The organism is Kitasatospora sp. NPDC101157 (assembly GCF_044768255.1).
Lineage (GTDB): Bacteria > Actinomycetota > Actinomycetes > Streptomycetales > Streptomycetaceae > Kitasatospora.
The window spans coordinates 79,516-100,775 of record NZ_JBIWPL010000013.1; the positions used below are offsets into that span (position 1 = coordinate 79,516).

The following is a 21,260-nucleotide window of genomic DNA, read 5'->3' on the forward strand; positions in this document are numbered from 1 at the left end:
GTACGCGGGGTACGCCCCGGGGCCAACGGCCTGGCGGCAGAGGTGACTCCCGCCGGCCGACGCGATGGGCCATGGTCCCTTCGTAGGTTCGTGGCCATGACGAATGCGCCGATGATCGACGTCCGCGAGGCGACGAAGAAAGACGATGACGGGCCGCCCGCGCCGGCCGGGGTGACCCTGTCCGTGGCCTCCGGTGATCGTGTGGCGGTCCTCGGCCGTTCCCGCGGTGGGAAGTCCACGCTGCTGACCCGGATCGCCGGCTCCTTCCCGTTCTTCGACCTGCTCGACGATCCGACCGCGTCGGACAACGTCGTGGTTCCGGCACCGGCCGGCATGGGCGAGGCGAAGCGCCGGGCCGTCGAGCCGCTCGGCTCGCTGGGCATCGGACGCCGTGTCAAGGCCCGTCCGCAGCGGCCGTCCGGTGGTCAGCGGCAGCGGGCGGCGGTGGCCGCCCTGATGAACAAGCCCGCGTTGCTGCCGGCCGGCGAGCCCACCGGCGCGCAGGCGGCGGCCGCTTCGACGTTCCCCCTGCTGCTTCGCCGGGCGGCCACGGTCCTCACCGTGCTCGGGCTGGCGATGATTCCCTGGCTGGTCTTCCTGCACACCGGGCTGCCGGCCACCGTTCAGGCCTCGCACTGGGCCTGGACGTGGACGGGTCTGGACAGCTTCGAGGCGCTCGGCCTGCTCTCCACCGGACTGCTCCTCAGGCGCGGCGACTGCCGGGCCTGCCTGACCTCCGCCGCGACCTCGGCCGTGCTGCTGGTCGACGCATGGCTCGACACCATGACGGCTGCCCCGGGTTCGGACTTCGAGCTGGCGGTACTGATGGCCCTCTTCGCCGAGTTGCCGCTGGCGGTGGCCTGCGGAGTTCTCGCGACCAGGACCTTCCCTCGGCCGGGCCGCTGAGCGGAAGAGCTCGTGACGCGACCGGCGCCTGCGCTCCGGTCCGTCTCGGGAAGTCCCCGGTCTGCCGCAACGGCGGTCCACGGGCAGTTCGTTCGGCCCGCTCGGGCCGAGTGCCGACAAAGTCGGCGCACCGGCGCAAGCAGATTACCCACCAACACAACTGATGGACCATCAGAGCTTCTTCGATGGCCAAAGAGGATATTCCAGGAGGAATGATGAGGAATTCGCGGGCATTGATCGGCGCGGGCGCTGCCGCCGCCGTCGCCACCTGGTGGTTCACCGACTCCGCGCCGTACCCGTACTCTCAGCGCTGGCTGCTCGACCTGCCGCTGCCGTTCCTGACTCTGAAGCGCCTGGACCACGTGCTGCAGGCCCGGGAGGGCGAGAGGATCCTGGAGATCGGCCCCGGAACCGGCCTGCAGTCGCTGCACGTCGCACCGCAGCTGGGCCCGGACGGCCGGCTGGACATCGTGGACATCCAGCAGGAGATGCTCGACCACGTGGGCCGCCGGGCCAGGGAACAGGGCGTCGACAACATCGTGCCGAACTGCACCGACGCACATGAACTTCCTTTTGCGGACGGCTCGTTCGATGCGGCTTACCTGGTGACGGCACTGGGCGAGATCCCGGATCCGGCGCGTACGCTGGCCGAGCTGCGCCGGGTGCTGAAGCCGTTCGGGCGGCTGGTGGTCGGCGAGTTCTTCGACCGGCATCAGATCCGGCCGTCCTCGCTGATCGGCCTGGCGGAGGGAGCCGGGCTGCGGGTCGCCCGGCTGTACGGTCCGCCGTTCGCGTACTACGCGGTGCTGCGTCCGATCGACGCATGACACCGCTCGGCGGTTCCCGCCCGGCCGAACCGTCGACCGAACGGCCGCAGCCGTAGCCGTAGCCGTAGCCGTAGCCGCAGCGGCTCACACCGAGATCATCCAGGCTCCGGGGGCGGGGCGCGCTACCGGCGGAGCGCGGAGATCAGGCCACCGGGCCCTTCTTCGCGCTGGGGCGGGGTGGTGATCGGGCGGCCGTAGGCGGCGGCGCGTTCGCGGATGGTGTGGCAGCTGGCGTCCCAGCCGTGGCCGGCGAGCCAGTGGACCGGGTCGTCGGGCATCTCCGAGACCCACAGGGAGGCCGCGGAGCCCGGTGCGGCGTCCGTGGTGAAGCGCTCGATGACACCGCGCGAGCCCAGCGTCAGCCCCATCCGGCTGCCCGGCGCCGACTGCGCGCCGATCCGGGCCAGCAGCAGTTCCACCGCATCCTCGGGCAGGTAGATCAGCAGTCCTTCGGCGATCCACGCGGTCGGCACCGACGGGTCGTGCCCGGCGGCGGCCAGCGCGGCCGGCCAGTCCTCGCGCAGGTCGACCGGGACGGTGATCCGCTCGCAGCGTGCGACGGCCTCTTCCCGGCGCAGCACCGAGGCCTTGAAGTCCAGTGGCGCGGCGGTGTCGACCTCGAACAGCCGGGTCCCTTCGGGCCAGTCCATCCGGAAGGCCCGGCTGTCCATGCCGGCGCCGAGCAGCACGATCTGCCGGACCCCGGCCGCGCAGGCCTGCTGCAGCAGGTCGTCGAGGAACTTCGTCCTGATGACGACGGAGAACGACACGGCCAGCCGCCGCCGGCGCGCGGCCTCGTCGTCGGGCAGCTGCGGCGAGGAGGGCCACAGACCGCCGGCGGCGGCGAAGGCCCGTGCCAGCGGGTCGTGGAACAGCGCGTCCTCGCGCTCGGTCTCCAGCGCCCGCACCCTGGCCACCCCCACCGCCGTGGCCCACACGCCCGACGGCTGCACCCGCTCCTGCTCATCAGTCACCGCGCCAGCCTAGACGTCCGGTCGTAAGGGCCGGATCAGTGGAGGCGCGTGCACGGCCCTCGGCGGTCCTCAGGGTGTCGGGGCGGTGAGACAGCGGTGGACGGTCGGTCCCAACCGGTCCACGATCTCCTCGCGGCCGAGCGCCACGCTCGCCGGAAACCGCAGCACATGGCGCATCAACGGTCTGCTGAGGAGCGTGAGACGCACGGTCGCGGCCGCCCCGGTCTCGGCCGCCGCTCCGCAGCCCACGTGATCCCACCGGCAGCGGGTACCGGGAGAGCACCGCCGACGCGCACCGGGCCCTGGTCGAGGCGATCGCCGCGGGCGACCCGGACGCCGCCGTCGCGGCGACCCAGGCCAACCTGGACCGCACCCTCGACCGGTTGCGCGCGGCCGGAGCCGGACCGTCGCAGGTCCGGTGACACCGTCGCAGGTCCGGTGACTCGGCGTGGTGCCCCCCCGCAGCGCCGGCCCCACCTGGCCGCCCTGCGGGACGTACCATCCGGCGCGATGCGGGAGGGCTGCACTGCGCGCTCCGGCCCGGGCCGCGGCGCGCAGCCGCCCGGTAGCGGCAGCGGCAGCGGCAGCGGGTCACTGGCACCGCTGGAGGGCCAGGCGGTACACGGTGGTGATCCTGCCGTCCGTCGAGTCCATCTCCATGAAGCTGGTGGCGCTCGGGCTCGACGTGCCCCGGTCGATCTGCAGTTCCGTGGTGATGTCGAGGCTCCGTTCCTCCCCGCAGGGGGCGAAGACCAGGGCGGCGACGGGCACGGTGTCGGTCGTCCGCCAGTTGTTGTCGAACGGGCCCTTGAAGTGGTGGTTCGAGGTGGTGGTACGGGGGTCGCCCTGGAAGCGGTAGCCGGCCCGCTGGGTCGCGGACGCACCCGCCGCCAGCGACGCGAAACCGCTGTAGCCGGCGGACACCACCGCGTAGGTGTAGCCGCCGGGGGCGTGGACGCGCAGGCTGAGCTGACAGTCCTTCCGGGCGTCGGCCGGGGACGTCCCGGGCCCGATCTGGGCGATGTAGTTGCTGTAGGTGACGGTGAAGGCGGTGCCGTCGGGGGAAACGGCCACGGCGGAGGTCCCGGTCGGGCAGCCGGTGCCGTTGGCCGTCACGCTGTCGATGACGATTCGGTCCTGCGGCGGGGGCGGCGGCAGCGGCAGGCTGTCGGCGAAGGCCGGTGAGCCGAACAGTGACGTGGCGACACTCGTCGCGGCCAGCAAGCGGAGCAGCATGGGCTTCCCTTCCGTCGTCCACGGTCCGGGACAGGCGATCGCTGTCCGCGCTCGGGCCCCGGATTCACCTGGGCATCGCACCACACACCGGCTCGCCCGAGCACAGAACGTGACAGCGCAGTCACTCGAACGGCCCGGCAGGGCGGAGACCCCGTTCACCCGCCCACGGGAACGGGGGTGGCCCTCAGCGCGTGCGCGGGCGGCCCCTCAGCGGCGTGCGCGGGCGCCGGGCGGCTCGACCAGGCGATCGCCGTAGAGCCGGGTGCCGGCCTGCTTGACGTGCCGCAGCACGGGTGAGACCTCCATGCTCTGCAGTCCGGTGAGGGAGCCGATGCGCTCCGAGGTGAACTCGAACAGTTCGTCGAGGTCCCGGCAGTGGGCGACGGCGTGGAGGTTCCAGGGCCCGGAAATGGCCGCGGCGAAGGCGATCTCGGGTTCCCGCGCGAGCGCGCGGCCCGCGCTCTTCACCGCCGACGGGTGCACGCGCAGCCACAGGTTCGCGCGGGCGTGGTAGCCCAGGGCCGCCGCGGCGATCTCGACGTCGATGTGCACGGCGCGGTGCCGGATCAGGGTGTCGAGGCGTCGGGAGACGCGCCCCGGGGTGAGGCCGGTGGCGGTGGCGAGGTCGACGAGACCGGCGCGGCCGTCCGCGGCGAGCGCGGCGAGCAGCTTCTCGTCCTCGGCGGTGAGGCGCAGCGGTTCGCGGGCGACAACCGGGGACTCGCTGAACGGGGGCCCGTCGCTGCCCAGCGCCGCTTCCTCCTCGGGGGTCAGGGTGCCCTGCAGGGCGGACCAGTAGTGGCCGCGGCCGCCGAGGAACTGACGGAGCATGGCGAAGGCGTTGATGTCGATCACCGCGGCCGTCCGGGGCAGCCGCTGTCCCAGGAGGTCCTCGCGCTGCTCCCGCGTCCGGGACTGGGTCGCGCAGATGATCTCGCAGCCCGCCGCGCTGAGGGCCACCCAGTTGACGTCGTCGCGTTCGGCGAGCGCGTCGGCGATCGCCGAGCCGCTGCCGGGGCGGCAGCGCAGCCGCACCAGCCACCTGCTCTGCCCGAGGGCGCCCGGGTTGACCACGCCGGCGACACGGATGACACCGTCGGCGCGCAGCCGGCGGTACCGGCGGTTGACGGCGCCCTCGGTCAGGCCGAGGGCGGAGGCGATCGCGGCGAACGAGGCCCGCGGGGCGATCTGCAGGGCCCGGATGATTCGCACATCGTCGGGCTGCAGCGCAGCGGATTCCGTCATCAGGGCCCTCACCATGGCGGCAATCCTACAAACCGGCGCCTGTGGCTCGCCCACGGTGCGGTCCGGACGGAACACTCGGAGCAACGCGACGCGACGCAACTCGACGCGGGGAGACGCGACGCGACTCGACGCCGACCCAACGCGACGCATCGCGACGCCGATCCAACGCGACCCGACGCCAGAAGAACGGAGATGACGCCGGATGTCATCGACTGTCACCGAACAGCACCCCCCGACCGCCCTCATCGTCGGAGCCTCGCGCGGCCTCGGCCACGCGATGGCCGCGGAGCTCCTCGATCGGGGGTGGCACGTCGTCGGCACGGTCCGCGACACCACCGCACGAACGCCGCTGCACGACCTCGCGGACCGCGCCGACGGACGGGTGAGCGTCGAACACCTGGACATCAACGACTCCGCCCACCTCCCCCGGCTGCGCGAAAGCCTGGCGCACCGCCGGCTCGACGTGCTCTTCGTCAACGCGGGCACCACCAACGACCAGCGGACGCCCATCGGCGCGGTCACCACGGCCGACTTCGTCGACGTGATGGTCACCAACGCGCTCAGCCCGATGCGCGTCATCGAAGCCCTGGAAGACCTGGTGCCTCCGGCGGGACTCATCGGGGCGATGTCCTCCGGCCAGGGCAGCATCACGAACAACACCGCCGGCGGCCGCGAGGTCTACCGGGCGAGCAAAGCCGCCCTGAACATGCTCCTGCGGAGCTTCGCCGCCCGGCAGGGCGAGACCCGGCGCTCCTTCCTCCTCCTGGCACCGGGGTGGATCCGCACCGCCCTCGGCGGGCCGGACGCGCCGTTCACCATCGAGGAGACCGTCCCCCTCCTGGTCGACGTCCTGCTCTCCCGCCTCGGCACCCCAGGCCTCGCCTACCTGGACCGCTTCGGCCGGACCGTCCCCTGGTAGACCGCGGCCGGCCGTTCGAACCGCCGTGGCCACCGCCCGGCAGCGGGTCCCCGTCACAGCATCAGGTGCACCGCCGTGGTCAGCAGGTAGGCCACCGCGAACGCGATCGCCGTACGGCGCAGGCCCGTTGCCCGGACGAGGAGGGCCGCACTGCCGAACCAGAGCAGGTCGAGCACCGCCCGGCCCGCCCCGTGCAGCGGAACCGTCGCGCCCGGCGCGCCGAACAGGGCCCAGACCGCGGCGTACCCGGCCGGCAGGGCGAGGGCGAGCGCCCAGCGGGCCGGCAGGGCAACCCGCCGGGTGAGCCCGAACCGCACGGCAGCGGCGTAGACGGAGAGTTCGAGCAGGAGGGCGAGGGTGTCGTCGGCCAGGCGCAGCGCCCCGGTCACCGCGCGCCCCCGACGACCCGCCGGGCCGTCCCCAGGTGCAGCAGTGCCAGCGCGCCGGCCCCGAGCGCCATCCCCGGGTTACGGGTGCGCACCCCGATCGCGGCGTCCCCCGCCTGCACCGCGCCCGCGAGCAGCAGCACCGCCGGCAGCGCCGGTCCGCCGCGCCCGCGTACCAGTTGGTGCAGCAGTACCGCCCCCAGCGGCAGCGCCCGGGCGGCGTACGCCTGCGCGTAGAACCGCACGCCCGCGGTCACCGGCTCCTCCTTCGGCAGCCCGACCCCCGGGTTGATCAGAGCGGCCACGCAGGAGGCCATCGAGAGCGCAGCCCCGGTGGCGTTGGCGATCACGAGCGGCTTCGGCAGCGCGTCGGCGCCCGTCACGGTCCCGACCATATCGGTCACTCCTCAAATGATTCGAGCTCTGAATGATTCCTTAGGAGATATTATCGCCGCCATGAACGCCGTCAACCCCCTCGCGCTGACCTCCTCGCTCTCCTTCCGCCTCGGCACCCTGGGCACCATCGCGACCGCGCGCTTCACCGCCGCGATCGAGGAGCGCGGCCTCAAGCCGAAGCACGTCGCGCTGCTCGCCGTCCTCGACGCCGGCGCGGCCTCCTCCCAGCTGGAGCTGGCGCAGGCGATGGGTGTGGCGCCGAGCCTGGTGGTGAGCCTGGCCGACCAGCTGGAGGCCCTGGGCGCGGTGGCGCGCGAGCGCGACCCCGCCGACCGCCGCCGCCAGACGCTCGCCCTCACCGAGGACGGCCGCGTCCTGCTGCACGAGTGCGCCGCCCGGGCGCACGCCATCGACGCCGAGCTGGCCGCCGCCCTCTCCCCCGCCGAACGCGAGGCGCTGGGCCGGGCGCTGGGCGTGCTCGCCCGCGAGGCCGGGCTGCCGGTCGAGGAGTGACCCCGGGGCGACGGCCCGTACGTCGGCCCGTCCAGCCCGCGCGCCCGGGCCCCTCTCCCACGGCCGTGCCACCCTCGCCCGAGGAGACCGCCCGCCAACTCCGCGGCTGGGCCGCACCGGAAGCCCCGTTCCTTGAGGGAATTGACGCCCCGTCAGGCTGAGATGCCGCCTGGTCGAGGTGATGCGGCCCGTTCACCGTCGACGGCGACACCCGGATCACCGCCACCGTCCCCGCCGGGAGCACCCCCGGCGCCGTCGCCGTCACCGTCACCACCCAGGCCGGCGCCAGCACCGCCCAGCGGTACACCTATGTGGACCCGTTGTCGACCGGCTCCTACGTCTTCTCCGAGACCGCCGAGCCCGCGTCGCGTTCGACCGTGAAAACGGGCGACACGGTGACCTACAGCGTGACCGTCGCCCAGAAGGGCTCGGAAGAGGCCGAGGGCGCGACCGTGACCGACGACCCGTCGAAGGTGCTGGACGACGCCGCCTACAACGGCGATGTCAAGGCCACCTCCGGCAGCGCCGAGGTCAAGGACGGCAAGCTGACCTGGACCGGCGACCTCCCGGTGGGCGGCACCGCGACGATCACGTACTCCGTGACCGTCAACGGCAAGGGCGACCGCCGGCTGCACAGCGCCGTCACCACGCCGGACGACATGCGGTGCCTGCGACGCCGAGAAGGGCTGCGCGACCGACCACACCGTCCAGGCCGCGAGCACGCCGTCGCCCACGCCGGCGCCCACCGACGGCGGCCAGGCACCCGCCGGCCCCAGCCCGACGACCCCAGGGAGGCTCGTCCACCACCAACGGCTCGTCCACCACCGAGGGCTCGTCGGCCCTCTCCGCCCCGGCGTCCCCCGACGCACAGGGTCAGTCGGCCCCGATGGCTTCCGCCCCCGACCAGGCATCGGCTGCCCTCGCCGGCACCGGCACCACCGTGCTCACCGCCGGAGCGATCAGCGGCACCCTGCTGGCGCTCGGCGGCCTCACCTCCGCCCTCAGCCGCCGCCGGCGCCGCCACGGCCGAACCGGCCGGAACCGATGAGCGGGTGGTCGTGGCATCCGCCCATGACCACCCCGCGGCGGCCCCGACGCCGGGGCCGCCGCCTCGCTCCCGCCCGATGTCGGCGGGGCCGACGACAATCCGCCCGTGAACAACGACGCCGCCCACCCTCCCGAGGCCCTGCCCGGCCCTGCCGAAGTTCTCGCCCGGACGCCCTGGAGTGATCTGTGGCACGCGATGGGACCGGCAGCAGATGTGCCCGTGAACCTGGCCGCGTTGCTGGACCCGGACCGGCGGCGGCGCACCGACGCCCTCGCCTTCCTGAATTACGTGGTGCACCACCAGAACACGCTGTACGAGGCGACGGCGCCCGCCGCGGTGTACGTGGCCGGGATCCTGTCCGACTCGCGCACGACGCGTCCGATCGACCTGGGACGTCACGACCCGGCGGGGCCGCTGCGGGCCGCGCTCCTGCGATGGCTCGGTTCGGTGGCGGCCGAGGCCGGCGACTCAGCCGCGGAGGCGTCCCGCCGGCACGGGTTCCCGCCCGAGGAGTATCCGCCCTTCGTCGAGACGAACCGGTTGCTGCCGCAGCTGTTCGGCGCCGTCTGCGCCTGCCTGCGGGATCCGGACGTGACGGTCCGGGAGGCCGCCGTCGCCGCGTGCGTCCCCCTCGTCGACGACGCGCGCCTGCGGCGGCACCGGAAGGAGCTGATCCCCTTGGTCCGCGGCGTTCTCGGAGCGAGCGCCTCGTGGCAGTACCGGGAGCAGGCGATCGACGCCTTGGAGGAGTGGGGCGAGGACACCGCCGGGATCGACGGCCGCGGTCCCTGGGCGTTCATCGACGCCGACGTCACCCCTTGCTCCCCCGGGCCGGCTCGCCGCCACGGCGGATCGGCCGATCAACCGCCGTTCTGACGGCTCGGCGGTGAGCCCGAGCACGAAGCGCAAGGGCCCGCCGTCCGCGGAGACCGTCGACAGACCGGTGACGCCGGACGCGGAAGCGCCCGGTCCCCCGCTCGAACGAACGGGGGACCGGGCGCTTCCGGCGACGGACGTCCGTCAGGTTGACGGGCGTCCGTCGGTCACGGGGGTCAGACGGTCACGCGGGTCAGACGGTGACCCGTTCGATCCGCTCCGCCTCGGTGGCGGCGTCGGCGGCGACCGCCTCGGTGGCCCGGGTGTTCTCCCGGGGCGTGGGGAGGACGGCCATGATCACGGCGGAGATCACGATGGTCGCGGCCCAGGCCAGCCCGTACTTGCCGACCGGGGTGCCGGACAGCGGGCCGGCGAACCAGTCGCACTTGGTGAAGGCGAGCCCGAACAGCAGCGCCAGGACCCACGAGACCATCGCCTGCCAGCAGAAGCCGCCCACGTACCAGTAGCGGCTGCCCTTGCCGGTGTCCATCAGCGCGGCGGCGTCGTAGCGCACGGCGCGCGTACGGCGGCGGAACATGTCCACCGCGTAGACGCCGATCCAGGCCGAGAAGGAGACGGCGAGCAGGATCAGGAAGGTGATGAAGGAGCCGAGGAAGCTCTTGGCGACCAGCATCAGCATCAGGCCGCCGACCAGCGAGATCACGGCGTTGATGCTGACGGCCATGGCGCGCGGCAGCTTGACGCCCATGGTCTGCGCAGTGAAGCCCGCCGAGTACATGGAGAGGCTGTTGATCAGCAGCATGCCGACGATCGCGGTCAGCAGGTAGGGCACGGCCAGCCAGGTCGGCAGGAGGTCGCCGAGGAAGGAGACCGGGTCGGCGGCCTGGGCCAGACCGGGCGAGGCCACCGCCATCACGGCGCCCATCAGCACCATCGGCACCATCACCAGGCCGGCGCCGGAGACCGTCACGCCGACGATCTTGCGGCCGGAGGCGGCGTGCGGCAGGTAGCGGGCGAAGTCCGGGCCGGTGGGGACCCAGCTGATGCCGCCGGCGGCGATGGTGCCGATGCCGGCGATCATCATCGCGGTGGTGCCCGCGGGCTTGGAGAAGACCTCGCTCCAGTGCATGGTCGCGATCAGGTAGCCCAGCACCAGGATGCTGAAGACGCCGAAGAGGTACGTCGACCAGGTGTTGCAGACGTTCAGCGCCTTGCGGCCCATGCCGGACACCAGGAAGGTGCAGGCGACGAAGGCGAAGAGCGTGACCACGATCAGCACGGTGTTGCTCTTGATGCCGAAGAGCAGGTCGAGCACGGTCAGCACGGCGTAGGCGCCGGTGACCGCGTTGATCGTCTCCCAGCCGAAGCGGGCGATCCAGAGGATCGCGCCGGGGAAGAGATTGCCCCGCACCCCGAAGGTGGCCCGCGAGAGGGTCGCGCCCGGCGCCCCGCCCCACTTGCCGGAGACCGACAGCACGCCGACCAGGCCGAACGAGACGAGCGCGGCACACGCCGCGACGATCAGGACCTGCCAGAAGTTCAGCTGGTTGAACACCACCAGGGCGGCGCCCATGGTGAGCAGCAGGACGCTGATGTTCGCCGCGACCCAGGTCGGGAAGAGCTCGCGGACTCTGCCCCGGCGCTCGTGGTCCGGGACGGGTTCAATACCGCGGGTCTCTATCGCACCGTCGGTGACGGCGGCGGACGTGTTGTCCATGAGGGTGGCTCCGTGCGTGTGAAGCGGGAGAAAATTCGGGCAATTGACATATATGCGGAACTCTTCGCGCGTAGCGCGGGAGTTGAGTCATCCTACTTTGTTCAAGATGTGTCCTGATTGATGCGGTTACCGCTATGGGCGGCGGGGTCTTTCGCTGATATGGCCGGGGCGCCGTTCGCCGGGCCGCCGGGCCGCCGGACGGCCCCCTGGCCGCCGGTACGCCGGCGGCCGGTGCCGGGGCCTGCCGCCCCGTCCAGCACGCCCCGTCCAGCCCGTTTCGCCGACGGCCGCGACGCCGCCGAGCCGGCCGAGCCCGCCGAGCCGTTTCACCGCGGGCGTGAACTGGAGCGCGCACCCGCTGCCGCTGTTGCTGCGCCCCGCCGTATCGGACGGCGGGGCGCAGCGGTCGGGCTCATCGGTGCCGGCTCATCGGTGCCGGCGCAGCGGTGGGACGCACGGGGGTGGGACGCGCGGCGGTGCGGCTCAGCGGTGGGTCCTGCAGGCGGGCTCGTGCCAGGTGGTGCGCACCACCGTGCCGCCCGGGGTGAGGTGTTCGCTGGACCAGGTCCGGCAGCAGCCGCTGCCGCCCGGCCGGGCCGGAGCCGTTGGCCGGGCGGCACGGGCCGGAGCAGCAGCGGTGAAGGCGTCCGGGCGGCGGCTGCGGCGGTGGCGCCGGGTGGGAGTCGTCATGCCGAAGGCTCTGCCCACCGGACGCCGGCGCCGAACCCGGCCGCCACCCGTTCGGCGCAACGCGGCGCGTTCACACCTGCTGCTGGCCTGGAGTTGGAGGTTTCCGCGGCTGGATCACCGACTCAGCAGCCGGTCGCGTTGTAGTTCCAGAAGGCGGACCTGGTCTGCGGTCCGGCGATCCCGTCGGGGGTTCCGGCGTTGAAGCCGACGGCGTTCAGGAACTTCTGCAGCGCGGTGATCGTGTTGGGCCCGAGGTCGCCGTCGACCGTACCGGCGTTGTAGCCCCAGGCGTTCAGCATCCGCTGCGCCGCCGCCCAGCTGTTGGAACCCAGCTGGCCGTCGACGGTGCCGGCGTTGAAGCCCCAGGCGTTCAGGCAGCTCTGCCAGTTCTTGGCCCGGTCGGTGCTCAGGCCGAGGTTGTTCACCGCGAGGACGGTGACGCGCGGGCTGCTGACCGCGGGCCTCGCGGCCTGCTGGGGGGCCGCGACGCTCGCGCCCGCGCCCGCGAGGCTTCCGGCGGCGATCCCGACGACGGCGGCCGCGGTGACGAATGCCCTTGCCAAGGAAGATCGCATGAGTTCCTCTTTCCTGACGGATTCTGGAGGGCTCTGGCGCGAACGCCGTGACGGCTGCCCGCCCGGCCGCCGCCCGACTGTCCGCGCCATGCCAATCCTGGCCGGAAGCGGGCAGCCGAAGACAGTACGAATCCGGACGGTCGCCGCCTGGCGACCGATTCGAGCCAGGTGGCAGGCGCCCTGCCCGCCTGGCCCGAAACCGTCCTTCGAAACGGGCCACCCCACCCGGCCGGGGCGCCGGGCGCTACGGGCGCTACGGGCGCTACGGGCGACGGTAGGCGGAGCAGCGGCAGTACACCTCGTTCCGGTAGCCGACCCAGTCGCCGGCCCCGTTGTAGATGTCCCCCCGGGCCGAGACCCGCACGGCGCAACCGCTGCCGGCACGGTGCCGGCGGTGGCCGTGGCCGCAGGTGGCGCAGTCCGGCCCGGGCGGTGGGCGGTCCGGGAGCGGGGGGAAAGGCGAGCCCGTGCGCCAGATGGCGACGACGGCGACGACCACGGCCACCACGATCAGGATCCCGACCAGGCCGATGATGGTGTGCGCTGTCATGAGTGCCCCCCGTGGCGTACGCGGCGTACATGGCCCTGCCGTCCCCGGGACCATGAGACCAGCCGGCGGCCGCCCGCGTCGAGCGACAGCGGGCCGTACGGGAGGCGTTTCGCGCCGCGGCGAACGGCTCACTGCTGGTCAGCGCCAGGGGCGTCCGGCAGGGACGGCGGCCGTACGGCATGCCCCGCCGCTGGCCTGCTGCCCCGGTGGCGCGCCCGGGACCATGGCCGCAGCGTCGCGGAGGGTGGCGGCCGGCCTCGGGTTCAGCGGGCTCGGCTCCCTGGGCGTCCAACTGCGCCGACCCCAGCGGCTGCTGACACCATCGCAGGGGACCGGGGCCGGCCGGGACGAACTGCTGCGCAGCCTGCCGGAGCCCGCCGAGCCGTTCATCACCGAGGAGAACCGCTGGTTCGTGCTCCTCGCCTTCCTGCGCCACCTGCCCGACCCCGCCGCCCAGGCGGCCGTGCTGCGCCGTCGCCTCGCCTTCCTCGACGAACCCAGCAGCTACTTCTACGACGGTGACACCCCGCTCAGGGCCGCGGACGTCGACGACCCTTCCGCAAGGGCGTGCTGCTGATCGCCCGGGCCACCTCGCGCACCGAACCGGACCGGCTCCGGGCCGCGTTCGACGACCTGACAGCAGCTGCCGCCGCGGCCAACCGCGGACCGGAGACCGGAGGCCGGGCAGGCGGTCCACGGCTGACGCCGATCGGCGCGCGGTCGCGGGCCGCGGCGAGCACGGCGGGCGGTACGGATCAGCCGCAGGCGCACCTTGCGGTGGCTGCGCCCGGCTCGGCCGTCTGCTCGGCGCCGCTGGTGCAACAGGTGCCGGGGACGCCGTCGGCGCTCCTGCCGAGGGTCGAGGCGTCGGCCTTGACGGCGTAGACCTCCCAGGGCTCCTTGCCGGGGCCGTGGACCCAGACCTTGTCCTGGAGGGCGTAGCAGCAGGAGGTGTCGCTCTCCTCGAAGGTGGCGAGGCCGGCGGCCTTGAGGCGGATGGTGGCGGCGGTGACCTGCTGGGTGCTCTCGACCTCGACGCCGAGGTGGTCCAGGCGGGTGTCCTCGCCGCCCTCGCCCTCGATGAGGACGAGCTTGAGCGGCGGGTCGGCGACCGCGAAGTTCGCGTAGCCGGGCCGGCGCTTGGCGGGCTCGGTGCCGAACAGCTCGGAGTAGAAGGCGATGGAGCCTTCGAGGTCGGCGACGCGCAGGGCGAGTTGAACACGGGACATGACGGACTCCCGGATCCGGGGCCTTGATTCGACAATTGTCGATATGGCCGAGGTTGGCACCCGCATAGATGGATGTCAACATAGACGTATGTCGAATCCGGAACTCGAAGTGCTCGGCCAGGACGACGCGGCCGCGTGCTGCTCGCCGATGGTCCGCGAGCCGCTGGACGAAGAGGCCGCCGTCGACCTGGCACGGATGTTCAAGGCCCTCTCCGACCCGGTCCGCCTGCGGCTGCTCTCGCTGATCGCCTCCCACGAGGGCGGGGAGGCCTGCGTCTGCGACCTGACCGGCCCGTTCGACGTCTCCCAGCCGACGATCTCCCATCACCTCAAGGTCCTGCGCGAGGCCGGGCTGGTCGGCTCCGAGCGCCGCGGGACCTGGGTCTACTACTGGGTGCTGCCCGCCGCGCTGGCCAAGCTCTCCGCCCTGCTCCAGGCTCCCGCGGGGGAATCCAGATGACCGAGACGGCTCCGCTGGGCCGCCGGGCGGCCGTCGAGTTCGTCGGGACCGGCGCGCTGGTCGCCGTCGTGGTCGGCTCCGGCATCCAGGCCGTCAGGCTCTCCCAGGACGTCGGCCTGCAGCTGCTGGCCAACTCCCTCGCGACCCTGTTCGGCCTCGGCGTGCTGATCCTGCTGCTGGGCCCGGTCTCCGGCGCCCACTTCAACCCGGCCGTGACCCTCGCCGCCTGGTGGACCGGCCGCCGCGGCGGCGAGGGCCCCGATCTGCGGGAGGTCGCGGCCTACGTCCCGGCCCAGGTCGCCGGGGCGATCGGCGGGGCGGTCCTCACGGACGCGATGTTCGCCGAGCCGCTCGTCCGCTGGTCGACGCACGACCGCTGGGCGCCGCACCTGTGGCTGGGCGAGGCCGTCGCGACCGCGGGGCTGGTCCTGCTGGTCCTCGGCCTGGCCCGGGTCGGCCGCGCGCACCTCGCCCCGGCCGCGGTCGCCTCCTACATCGGCGCCGCCTACTGGTTCACCTCCTCTACCGGCTTCGCGAACCCGGCGGTGACCATCGGCCGCGCGTTCACCGACACCTTCGCGGGCATCGCCCCCGCCTCGGTGCTGCCCTTCGTCGCCGCCCAGCTCGTCGGTCTGGCCGGCGGCGTCGGCCTGGCCGCGGTGCTGTTCGGCCGCCCGACCCCGGCCGCCGGGGACGTCCTCGTCCCGCACGGCGACCACCAGCCGACCGCCGCCGGCCACTGACCCACTGCCTCCTGCCCCGCCCCGAAGACCGAAGGACCCACTTTCGTGAGCACTCCTGCCGTCCCGTCCGTGCTGTTCGTCTGCGTGCACAACGCCGGCCGGTCCCAGATGGCCGCCGCCTTCCTCACCCGCCTCGGCGGCGACCGGGTCCAGGTCCGCTCCGCGGGCTCCGCCCCGGCCGGGACCGTGAACCCGGCGGTCGTCGAGGCCCTGGCCGAGGTGGGGATCGACATCTCCGCCGAGACCCCGAAGGTCCTCACCGTCGAGGCGGTCCAGGCCTCCGACGTGGTGATCACCATGGGCTGCGGCGACGCCTGCCCGTACTTCCCCGGCAAGACCTACCTCGACTGGAAGCTGGACGACCCGGCCGGCCAGGGCGTCGACGCCGTCCGCCCGATCCGCGACCGGATCGAGCAGCGCGTCCGCGGCCTGCTCACCGACCTCGGCATCGAGCCCCTGGCGTTCGGAACCACCGCTCCCGAGTAGGCGCCTTCGCCGCCGCCCACCTCTCGGCCCACACCTCCGGCCCACACCTCGGCCTACCCCTCGGCCCACACCTCGGCCCGCCCGGCCCGCCCGGCCTCGGCTGCGACCGGGCGGGCCGAGCCGTCGGGTCGGCCCGGCCGTGTCGGGCGGTCGTCCATTTCGCTCGAACCACCGCGCGGGTGCTCCTACGGTCGGTTCACCCTTTGTCGGCTCCCGCGAATCCGCAGCCCACGGCGCCCTTCCCGCTGGCAGACGCACGGGGGACCGCCCGGCCGAACGCTTCTCGGTGGCCCCGCTGCTGGGCCTCGGGCTGTCCGTCTTCGCGCTCTGCTCCGCGGAGTTCGCGCTGATCGGACTGCTGCTCGACGTCTCGTCTGCTCGACGTCTCGTCCGACCTGCACGTCACCGTCGCCGACCCCGGCCGACTGCTCAGCGCGTACACCTTGGCGGTGGCCGTCAGCGGTCCGGCCGTCACCGCGCTCACCGCCCGCTTCGCGCCACGGCCGCCGGCCCTGACGCTGCTCGGCGTCTACGCGGGCGCCAACGTCCTGGGCGCCCTGGCGCCCGGCTTCACCGTCCTGATGGGCGCCCGCACCCCCGCGGCACTCACCCACAGCACCTTCGCGGCCGCCTGCATCATGCTGGCGCTGCGGCTCTCGCCGCCCGACCGCCGGGGCTCCGCCATCGCCGGGGTGGCGGGCGGCCTCGGCCTGGCCACCGTGCTCGGCGGTCCGATCGGCACCGTGATCGGCGAGCACCGGGGGGTTGGCGGGCCACCTTCTGCACGGTCGCGGGCGCCGCCGTCGTCGGCGCGGTGGCGATCTCGCTGCTGGTCCCGGGCGGCCTCGGCGGCGGGCAACGGGTGTCGGTGGCCGCCGAGCGCGCTGGTTCCTGCTCTACAGCTCCGTCACCCCTCTGCTGCGCGACCTCACCGGCCTCGGCGGGTCCATGGTGGCCGGCATGCTGCTCGTCTTCGGCGTCGGAGGGTTCCTCGGCAACGCGCTGGGCGGCCGGCTCGCCGACCGGTCGCTGCGCGGCACGATCGCCGCGACGCCGGCCGTCCTGGCGGTGATGCTGCTGCTGATCGGCGCGGGGGCCCGGCACGCCTGGCAGACCGGCATCGCCGTACTGCTCGTCGGCGCGGCCTCGGGGGCCTGGTGCCGCCGTTCCAGGCCTGGGCGCTGGACCCTGGGCGCCGCCGGCGGCGGGTCGACGCCCCCCTGGCCGCCAACGCCTCGCCCTTCAACCTGGGGAACGCGGCCGGCCCCTGGGCCGGTTCGTGGCTGCTCGGCGGCGGCACGGCCGTCAACGTCCTGGGGTACGTCGGCGCGGGGATCGTGCTCCTGTCGCTGGTCGGCGCGGTCGTGGCGCTGCGGAAGCGTTAGGCCGGTGGCGGTGGCGGTCCCCATGCCGGCGCCGGCGCTGACGCCAGGGAGAACCGGACCTTGGCGCGGCTCCGGGCACCCGCGCGGCGGTAGAAGCGGACGGCGTCGGTGTTCCAGTCCGGCGTCTGCCACTGGAGCTCCGCCGCACCCAGCGCCGCTGCCGCGTCCCGGACGGCGGTGAGCAGCGCGCGCCCCCAGCCCTCGCCCCGGTGGGCTTCGCTGACGAACAGGCAGTCCAGGTGGATGTGATCGGCGGCCTGCCAGGTGGAGAACTCGCGGGAGTAGCTGGCGTAGCCGATCAGTTCGCCGCCGCGCTCGACCACGAGGCACCAGGCCCGCGGGTGGGCCGAGAACAGCAGGGGCTCCAGGTGGACGGCGAGGTCGGCGGGCACGGGTTCGGCGCGTTCGAAGGCGGCGTGGGCGGCGCACAGCAGGGCGACGGCCGGCAGGTCGGCCGCGGTGGCCGGGCGGATCGCGCCGCCCGGCCGGACGGTGTCGGTCAGCATGCGCAGGTGATGCCCGAACGCGGAGCGGTCAGGTCGTCGACGGGGCGCTGGTCGGTGCCGGCGGCGGTCTCGTAGGCGAACCCCTCGCGCACCCAGTACTCGAAGCCGCCGAGCATCTCCTTGACCCGGTAGCCGAGGCGCGCGAAGGCCAGCGCCCCGCGGGTCGCGCCGTTGCAGCCGGGTCCCCAGCAGTAGGTGACCACGGTCAGCGACGGGTCGATCTGGTGCGGCGCCAGTTCGGCGATCCGCGCGGTGGGGAGGTGGAGGGCGCCGGGGATGCGGCCCTGGTCCCAGGCGGCCTCGCCGCGGGTGTCGACCACCACGATGCCGGGCACGCCGGACGCCAGGTCGGCGTGGACGTCGGAGACGTCCGCCTCGAAGGCGAGCCTGGCGGCGTAGTGGGCGGCGGCCTCGGCCGGTTCGGCGGCCGGCACGCTCAGGACGGCGCTGGGGATCTCGGCGGGCGTGGCGGTGACAGACATCGGGGGAATCCTCTGTTCTCGCTGATCAGAGCGGGTTTCGGTGGCCCGTACCGGGCTTTCCCGGTCGGCGATGGCTCCATCCTCCGGCCCCCGGGGCCCGCCCGACGAGTGGCGTCAACGCCTTGGGTCGCCAAGATCCCGCCAAGCGGCGTCGGCATCCGCTGCGGGGCGTCGGCGACGGGCGAAGGAACCCCTGCACCGCCTGGTCGAGAAGAGCAGAAGAAGAATCGTGAAGCCGCCATCAAGACCTGCGAAGACATCTGGGGCGACTACTTAAAGTCCGGCCTGGAGTGCGACGAGTACCCCTTCGCCTCCACCGAAGAAGGTGCGAACAAGGGAGACAGGCGTTACTCCGCCGGCCTCATAGTCGGCGACAACAACCGCAAGGGCGACAACATGATCGGAGAGGTCTACTCCGTCAACCGGCTCTTGAACGGCGACGCCTTCTACGTGACGATCCCCCGGTAGCCGAACACCTATCAGATCAGCAAGGAGAAACGGTGCCCCTCCTCTTCGAGTTCCGCACCGAAACCTGGCCCGACGACGGCAAGATCGTGGTGTACGACGCCGACGCCACCGTACCCAGCAACGAAGCCCTCGTCAGGAGCCGACAAGAGGTGGTCGCCGGGACGGGCACCCAGCTCTACATCCACAGCCTTCAGGGCACCGCCCCCGCCGAGATCCTCTTTCGCGTGTGGGATGGCCCGGCGCCGGTCGACGGAGCCTGGGAAGCCGAGGGTGAACGCGAGGTGGAACTCGACACGCCCACCGGATGCGTAGTCATCCGCGCGTTCTCACCCGAGGTCGCCGGCGACTTCCAGGTGCCGCGCCCCGGAGTCTACGAAGGACGCGTCTCCTGGAAGGGACGCCAGGCCGCCGACGACCAGCAGAGCAGCCTGCGCGCCCAACTGGCCACCCTGAAGGGGCAAACCAACTCGGAGGCCGTCTTCGCGGCCCATCACGAAACCCTGGAAACCTATCGGATCGACCTGTGGTGGACCGCCGAGTCCGAGGACGACGAGGACGACGAATAGATCTCCCCAGGGGTCTGGCTCCGCCGCCCACAGAACGTGTCCATTCGCACCGCAGTCCAGTCGATCTGCGTCTCCGACGTCCGGAGGCTCTGGATGTGAGCGCGCCATTCCGACTCGTCCTGCGCCTCGAAGAGCACGTCCCAGTGGCCCGCGCCAGGCGCGAAGCGAGCGGCAGCCCGCCGCATCTCGTCCTCCTGCTGACGCCTTCTCTTCCGCTGCCCTGGCATCGGCCCAGCATCGCTGACCTCCACCATCGCGGCAACGCCATTCCCCTCGGACATCAAGCACGTCGGGCTCGAACTCTGCATGTGAGCTTGTACTTCGCTCTGCAGATGAACTCGTACCCCGTCACCGCCGGCCCCTCGGCCCCGCGTCGACTTCTTGACATCATCAAGGCATGACCCCGACCCTTCCCCGCACCGTCCGAGCCGTCGACACCGATCAGCTCCTGGACCTGGCCCAAGAGGCTGCCGTACACGGCTTCAGCCAGCGGCTCCCGGTCGACTGGCTCCAAGAGCACCTCTCCGCAGAGGCGACGCACTACCTGTTCCCCACACTCGTGCAGCGGCTCACGCACCGTCCCGAAGTGCCGCTGCAGTGGCGGTGCCAGCAACTGCTGACGGTCAGGACCGGTGAGCAGATCCTGGGTCTCCTCGACGTCCTTCCCGACACCTTCGACAAACTCCCGGAGACGCTGGACACGGCGTCCAAGAAGGACATCGTCAGCCGCATCGAGCGAGCCGTGACCCAGCGCGAGTGGGCGGAACGGATGTCCGCGATCGCCGTGCGCCCAGCCGGCGACGAGTCATGACACAGCCGCCAGAGGTACACACACATGAAGCAGCTCTCGGAGATGAGCGAACGCGAGTACTCCGCTTGCGTCGGCCAACGTCCCGGCATGTTCGTCTGCAGAACCTCCTTCCACCTGCTGACGGCCTTCCTGACAGGACGGCCTCACGCCCTGCTCCACCGCGCGAAGTCCCCAGCCGAGTAAGTAGTTCAGGTCCACAGGTCTTGACGGTTGCTCCGCGCAGCCGGGAACAGTCTTCCAGCCCTCCTGGGCTCACCGCCCCAGCAGTGGTGCCAGCGCCCGGCTGAGGCGCTCCAGCCACTCCTCGGCCGTACCCCGCACCTGCGGGTGGTTCGCGCGGAAGTCCTCCCAGTCCACCGGCCGCAGCGTCACCGCGTCCAGGTGCAGGGCGTCCGTGGGCGCCGTGTTGCCCCGCTCGTGACGGAACACCTTGCGCAGCAACTGTTCGGACAGCCTCGTGCCCTCGGCCTCGGCGAGGAGCACGGCGTCGTAGAGGTCCTTGGCCCGCGCCCGGCCGTCGGCGGCGGAGTCGGCGTGCAGCCACAGCAGCTTCCAGGCGAGCGACAGTTCACGGCCCGCCGTGCGTACGACGGTCGGCCCGGTGCCGTCGCCACGGGGTACCGCCGTCCACACGGGCGGTTCGGGGAGCCACTCGTCGCGGGCGAAGTCGACCGTCACCTGGCCGGGCGGGAGGCCTTCCGCCGTCCACGGGATGACGAGACGGATGCCCGGGGTGTCGTAGTCCGAGTAGGTCCAGGTGCCGTCGTTACGGGCGGCGTCCGCGTCGAGCACCAGCCCCGGCGCGACCGTCGGCCGCTCCCGCACCAGGTCGAGCAGGGCTTCGTGCGGTGGGCAGGACTCCGGCTCCGCCTCGGGGATCCAGTGCAGTCCTTCCGGCGGTACCGCCACCGGCCGCAGGCCCCCGGTGTCGAACTCCTCGAACGTCCAGATCTCGTACCCGCCGGCCCCGTCGGCCGCCTCCGGCCACTGCTGGACCGCCGCCAGGTCCTCCACGTGCGGGCACGGGTGCCCGTGATCGACCGGGACCAGCAGGGGCCGGGGAACGATCCAGTCGAGGTCCGCCGGCTCCCGCGCACCGGCCCCCACCCACGCCTGCATCACCATGCTGCCCCGCAGCACCAGGTACTCCCCCGACGGGGATCCGGCGACGAGAGCCAGCAGGTGGTCGAGCACCGCCCGGTGCGCGACGCGCCGACGTTCGCCGTCCACGGCGGAATCCCTCACGACCGCTCCCCATGTGTCCGTCCGCTTGCCGGCGGCCGACGGTACCGGCGGCCACTGACA

28 protein-coding genes and 3 pseudogenes are annotated in these 21,260 nt (G+C 72.9%); 18 read left to right on the forward strand and 13 right to left on the reverse strand.

Annotation, left to right across the window (positions count from 1 at the left end):
- The first annotated feature begins 96 nt into the window (after nt 1-96).
- Both ACIRVF_RS24390 and ACIRVF_RS24395 read left to right on the forward strand, forming a co-directional pair.
- Nucleotides 97-906 (forward strand): hypothetical protein, encoded by an 810-nt coding sequence (locus ACIRVF_RS24390; protein ID WP_402821478.1) that lies wholly within the window; start codon nt 97-99, stop codon nt 904-906.
- Nucleotides 907-1,118: 212 nt separating this feature from the next.
- Nucleotides 1,119-1,733: a class I SAM-dependent methyltransferase gene (locus ACIRVF_RS24395; protein WP_402821481.1), complete on the forward strand. Its 615-nt coding sequence runs from the start codon at nt 1,119-1,121 to the stop codon at nt 1,731-1,733.
- Between the two features lie 122 nt (nt 1,734-1,855).
- On the opposite strand, the gene ACIRVF_RS24400 is transcribed toward ACIRVF_RS24395, so the two are convergent.
- A complete protein-coding gene (locus ACIRVF_RS24400; RefSeq protein WP_402821483.1) occupies nt 1,856-2,707 on the reverse strand; it encodes a class I SAM-dependent methyltransferase in 852 nt (283 codons plus the stop codon).
- A 272-nt stretch (nt 2,708-2,979) separates the two neighbouring features.
- On the opposite strand from ACIRVF_RS24400, the pseudogene ACIRVF_RS24405 reads away from it, so the two are divergent.
- A pseudogene (locus ACIRVF_RS24405) lies at nt 2,980-3,129 on the forward strand (FCD domain-containing protein); the annotation flags it as partial.
- A gap of 169 nt (nt 3,130-3,298) precedes the next feature.
- Here ACIRVF_RS24405 and ACIRVF_RS24410 read toward each other — a convergent pair.
- On the reverse strand, nt 3,299-3,943 hold the full coding sequence (locus ACIRVF_RS24410) for a DUF4360 domain-containing protein (protein WP_402821486.1): 645 nt from the start codon (nt 3,941-3,943) through the stop codon (nt 3,299-3,301).
- A 207-nt stretch (nt 3,944-4,150) separates the two neighbouring features.
- On the reverse strand, nt 4,151-5,188 hold the full coding sequence (locus ACIRVF_RS24415) for an Lrp/AsnC family transcriptional regulator (protein ID WP_402821489.1): 1,038 nt from the start codon (nt 5,186-5,188) through the stop codon (nt 4,151-4,153).
- 202 nt (nt 5,189-5,390) lie between these two features.
- Between ACIRVF_RS24415 and ACIRVF_RS24420 the strand changes: the two genes are divergently transcribed.
- Complete coding sequence (locus ACIRVF_RS24420; protein WP_402821492.1) at nt 5,391-6,107, forward strand: SDR family oxidoreductase; 717 nt, start codon at nt 5,391-5,393, stop codon at nt 6,105-6,107.
- A gap of 53 nt (nt 6,108-6,160) precedes the next feature.
- On the opposite strand, the gene ACIRVF_RS24425 is transcribed toward ACIRVF_RS24420, so the two are convergent.
- Nucleotides 6,161-6,496 (reverse strand): YrdB family protein, encoded by a 336-nt coding sequence (locus ACIRVF_RS24425; RefSeq protein WP_402821495.1) that lies wholly within the window; start codon nt 6,494-6,496, stop codon nt 6,161-6,163.
- The gene (locus ACIRVF_RS24430) at nt 6,493-6,888 is read right to left on the reverse strand and encodes a hypothetical protein (RefSeq protein WP_402821498.1); all 396 of its coding nucleotides are present in this window, start codon (nt 6,886-6,888) and stop codon (nt 6,493-6,495) included. The genes ACIRVF_RS24425 and ACIRVF_RS24430 overlap by 4 nt, the downstream gene beginning before the upstream one ends.
- Before the next feature lie 61 nt (nt 6,889-6,949).
- Between ACIRVF_RS24430 and ACIRVF_RS24435 the strand changes: the two genes are divergently transcribed.
- The 4 genes and pseudogenes from ACIRVF_RS24435 to ACIRVF_RS24450 all read left to right on the forward strand — a co-directional run bounded on the left by ACIRVF_RS24435 (nt 6,950) and on the right by ACIRVF_RS24450 (nt 9,326).
- Nucleotides 6,950-7,402, forward strand: coding sequence for a MarR family winged helix-turn-helix transcriptional regulator (locus ACIRVF_RS24435; RefSeq protein ID WP_402821501.1), 453 nt, complete (start codon nt 6,950-6,952; stop codon nt 7,400-7,402).
- Between the two features lie 311 nt (nt 7,403-7,713).
- A pseudogene (locus ACIRVF_RS24440) lies at nt 7,714-8,037 on the forward strand (hypothetical protein); the annotation flags it as partial.
- 251 nt (nt 8,038-8,288) lie between these two features.
- Nucleotides 8,289-8,450: a hypothetical protein gene (locus tag ACIRVF_RS24445; protein ID WP_402821872.1), complete on the forward strand. Its 162-nt coding sequence runs from the start codon at nt 8,289-8,291 to the stop codon at nt 8,448-8,450.
- A gap of 105 nt (nt 8,451-8,555) precedes the next feature.
- Nucleotides 8,556-9,326, forward strand: coding sequence for a hypothetical protein (locus tag ACIRVF_RS24450; protein WP_402821504.1), 771 nt, complete (start codon nt 8,556-8,558; stop codon nt 9,324-9,326).
- Between the two features lie 193 nt (nt 9,327-9,519).
- On the opposite strand, the gene ACIRVF_RS24455 is transcribed toward ACIRVF_RS24450, so the two are convergent.
- The 4 genes from ACIRVF_RS24455 to ACIRVF_RS24470 all read right to left on the reverse strand — a co-directional run bounded on the left by ACIRVF_RS24455 (nt 9,520) and on the right by ACIRVF_RS24470 (nt 12,819).
- Nucleotides 9,520-11,004: a purine-cytosine permease family protein gene (locus tag ACIRVF_RS24455; RefSeq protein WP_402821507.1), complete on the reverse strand. Its 1,485-nt coding sequence runs from the start codon at nt 11,002-11,004 to the stop codon at nt 9,520-9,522.
- 483 nt (nt 11,005-11,487) lie between these two features.
- Nucleotides 11,488-11,694, reverse strand: a complete 207-nt coding sequence (locus ACIRVF_RS24460) for a hypothetical protein (RefSeq protein WP_402821510.1) — start codon at nt 11,692-11,694, stop codon at nt 11,488-11,490.
- Nucleotides 11,695-11,816: 122 nt separating this feature from the next.
- Nucleotides 11,817-12,269: a peptidoglycan-binding protein gene (locus ACIRVF_RS24465; protein WP_402821513.1), complete on the reverse strand. Its 453-nt coding sequence runs from the start codon at nt 12,267-12,269 to the stop codon at nt 11,817-11,819.
- A 262-nt stretch (nt 12,270-12,531) separates the two neighbouring features.
- On the reverse strand, nt 12,532-12,819 hold the full coding sequence (locus ACIRVF_RS24470; RefSeq protein WP_402821516.1) for a hypothetical protein: 288 nt from the start codon (nt 12,817-12,819) through the stop codon (nt 12,532-12,534).
- A gap of 244 nt (nt 12,820-13,063) precedes the next feature.
- Here ACIRVF_RS24470 and ACIRVF_RS24475 point away from each other — a divergent pair, with 244 nt between their 5' ends.
- Nucleotides 13,064-13,396 (forward strand): hypothetical protein, encoded by a 333-nt coding sequence (locus tag ACIRVF_RS24475; RefSeq protein WP_402821518.1) that lies wholly within the window; start codon nt 13,064-13,066, stop codon nt 13,394-13,396.
- A 178-nt stretch (nt 13,397-13,574) separates the two neighbouring features.
- On the opposite strand, the gene ACIRVF_RS24480 is transcribed toward ACIRVF_RS24475, so the two are convergent.
- Complete coding sequence (locus tag ACIRVF_RS24480; RefSeq protein ID WP_402821520.1) at nt 13,575-14,048, reverse strand: ArsI/CadI family heavy metal resistance metalloenzyme; 474 nt, start codon at nt 14,046-14,048, stop codon at nt 13,575-13,577.
- 88 nt (nt 14,049-14,136) lie between these two features.
- On the opposite strand from ACIRVF_RS24480, the gene ACIRVF_RS24485 reads away from it, so the two are divergent.
- The 5 genes and pseudogenes from ACIRVF_RS24485 to ACIRVF_RS24505 all read left to right on the forward strand — a co-directional run bounded on the left by ACIRVF_RS24485 (nt 14,137) and on the right by ACIRVF_RS24505 (nt 17,122).
- The gene (locus tag ACIRVF_RS24485; RefSeq protein ID WP_402821523.1) at nt 14,137-14,508 is read left to right on the forward strand and encodes an ArsR/SmtB family transcription factor; all 372 of its coding nucleotides are present in this window, start codon (nt 14,137-14,139) and stop codon (nt 14,506-14,508) included.
- Nucleotides 14,505-15,251 (forward strand): aquaporin, encoded by a 747-nt coding sequence (locus tag ACIRVF_RS24490; protein WP_402821526.1) that lies wholly within the window; start codon nt 14,505-14,507, stop codon nt 15,249-15,251. Before ACIRVF_RS24485 ends, ACIRVF_RS24490 begins: the two co-directional genes overlap by 4 nt.
- A 45-nt stretch (nt 15,252-15,296) precedes the next feature.
- Nucleotides 15,297-15,737 carry an arsenate reductase ArsC gene (locus tag ACIRVF_RS24495; protein ID WP_402821529.1) on the forward strand — a complete coding sequence of 147 codons (441 nt, stop codon included), beginning with the start codon at nt 15,297-15,299 and terminating at the stop codon, nt 15,735-15,737.
- 374 nt (nt 15,738-16,111) lie between these two features.
- Nucleotides 16,112-16,489, forward strand: a pseudogene (locus tag ACIRVF_RS24500) (MFS transporter); the annotation flags it as partial.
- Between the two features lie 405 nt (nt 16,490-16,894).
- Nucleotides 16,895-17,122, forward strand: a complete 228-nt coding sequence (locus ACIRVF_RS24505; RefSeq protein ID WP_402821532.1) for a hypothetical protein — start codon at nt 16,895-16,897, stop codon at nt 17,120-17,122.
- Here ACIRVF_RS24505 and ACIRVF_RS24510 read toward each other — a convergent pair.
- A complete protein-coding gene (locus ACIRVF_RS24510; protein WP_402821535.1) occupies nt 17,119-17,628 on the reverse strand; it encodes a GNAT family N-acetyltransferase in 510 nt (169 codons plus the stop codon). The two genes, ACIRVF_RS24505 and ACIRVF_RS24510, sit on opposite strands and share 4 nt — an antisense overlap.
- Nucleotides 17,622-18,110, reverse strand: coding sequence for a rhodanese-like domain-containing protein (locus tag ACIRVF_RS24515; protein ID WP_402821538.1), 489 nt, complete (start codon nt 18,108-18,110; stop codon nt 17,622-17,624). The genes ACIRVF_RS24510 and ACIRVF_RS24515 overlap by 7 nt, the downstream gene beginning before the upstream one ends.
- Before the next feature lie 108 nt (nt 18,111-18,218).
- On the opposite strand from ACIRVF_RS24515, the gene ACIRVF_RS24520 reads away from it, so the two are divergent.
- The 4 genes from ACIRVF_RS24520 to ACIRVF_RS24535 all read left to right on the forward strand — a co-directional run bounded on the left by ACIRVF_RS24520 (nt 18,219) and on the right by ACIRVF_RS24535 (nt 20,138).
- Entirely contained in the window at nt 18,219-18,578 is a 360-nt protein-coding gene (locus tag ACIRVF_RS24520; RefSeq protein WP_402821541.1) for a NucA/NucB deoxyribonuclease domain-containing protein, read from the forward strand.
- A gap of 32 nt (nt 18,579-18,610) precedes the next feature.
- Nucleotides 18,611-19,144 carry a hypothetical protein gene (locus ACIRVF_RS24525; protein ID WP_402821543.1) on the forward strand — a complete coding sequence of 178 codons (534 nt, stop codon included), beginning with the start codon at nt 18,611-18,613 and terminating at the stop codon, nt 19,142-19,144.
- 397 nt (nt 19,145-19,541) lie between these two features.
- Nucleotides 19,542-19,955 (forward strand): hypothetical protein, encoded by a 414-nt coding sequence (locus tag ACIRVF_RS24530; RefSeq protein WP_402821546.1) that lies wholly within the window; start codon nt 19,542-19,544, stop codon nt 19,953-19,955.
- Nucleotides 19,956-19,979: 24 nt separating this feature from the next.
- Nucleotides 19,980-20,138 (forward strand): hypothetical protein, encoded by a 159-nt coding sequence (locus ACIRVF_RS24535; protein WP_402821549.1) that lies wholly within the window; start codon nt 19,980-19,982, stop codon nt 20,136-20,138.
- Nucleotides 20,139-20,207: 69 nt separating this feature from the next.
- Here ACIRVF_RS24535 and ACIRVF_RS24540 read toward each other — a convergent pair whose 3' ends face one another.
- Complete coding sequence (locus ACIRVF_RS24540) at nt 20,208-21,200, reverse strand: nucleotidyl transferase AbiEii/AbiGii toxin family protein (RefSeq protein WP_402821552.1); 993 nt, start codon at nt 21,198-21,200, stop codon at nt 20,208-20,210.
- Nucleotides 21,201-21,260: the final 60 nt, after the last annotated feature.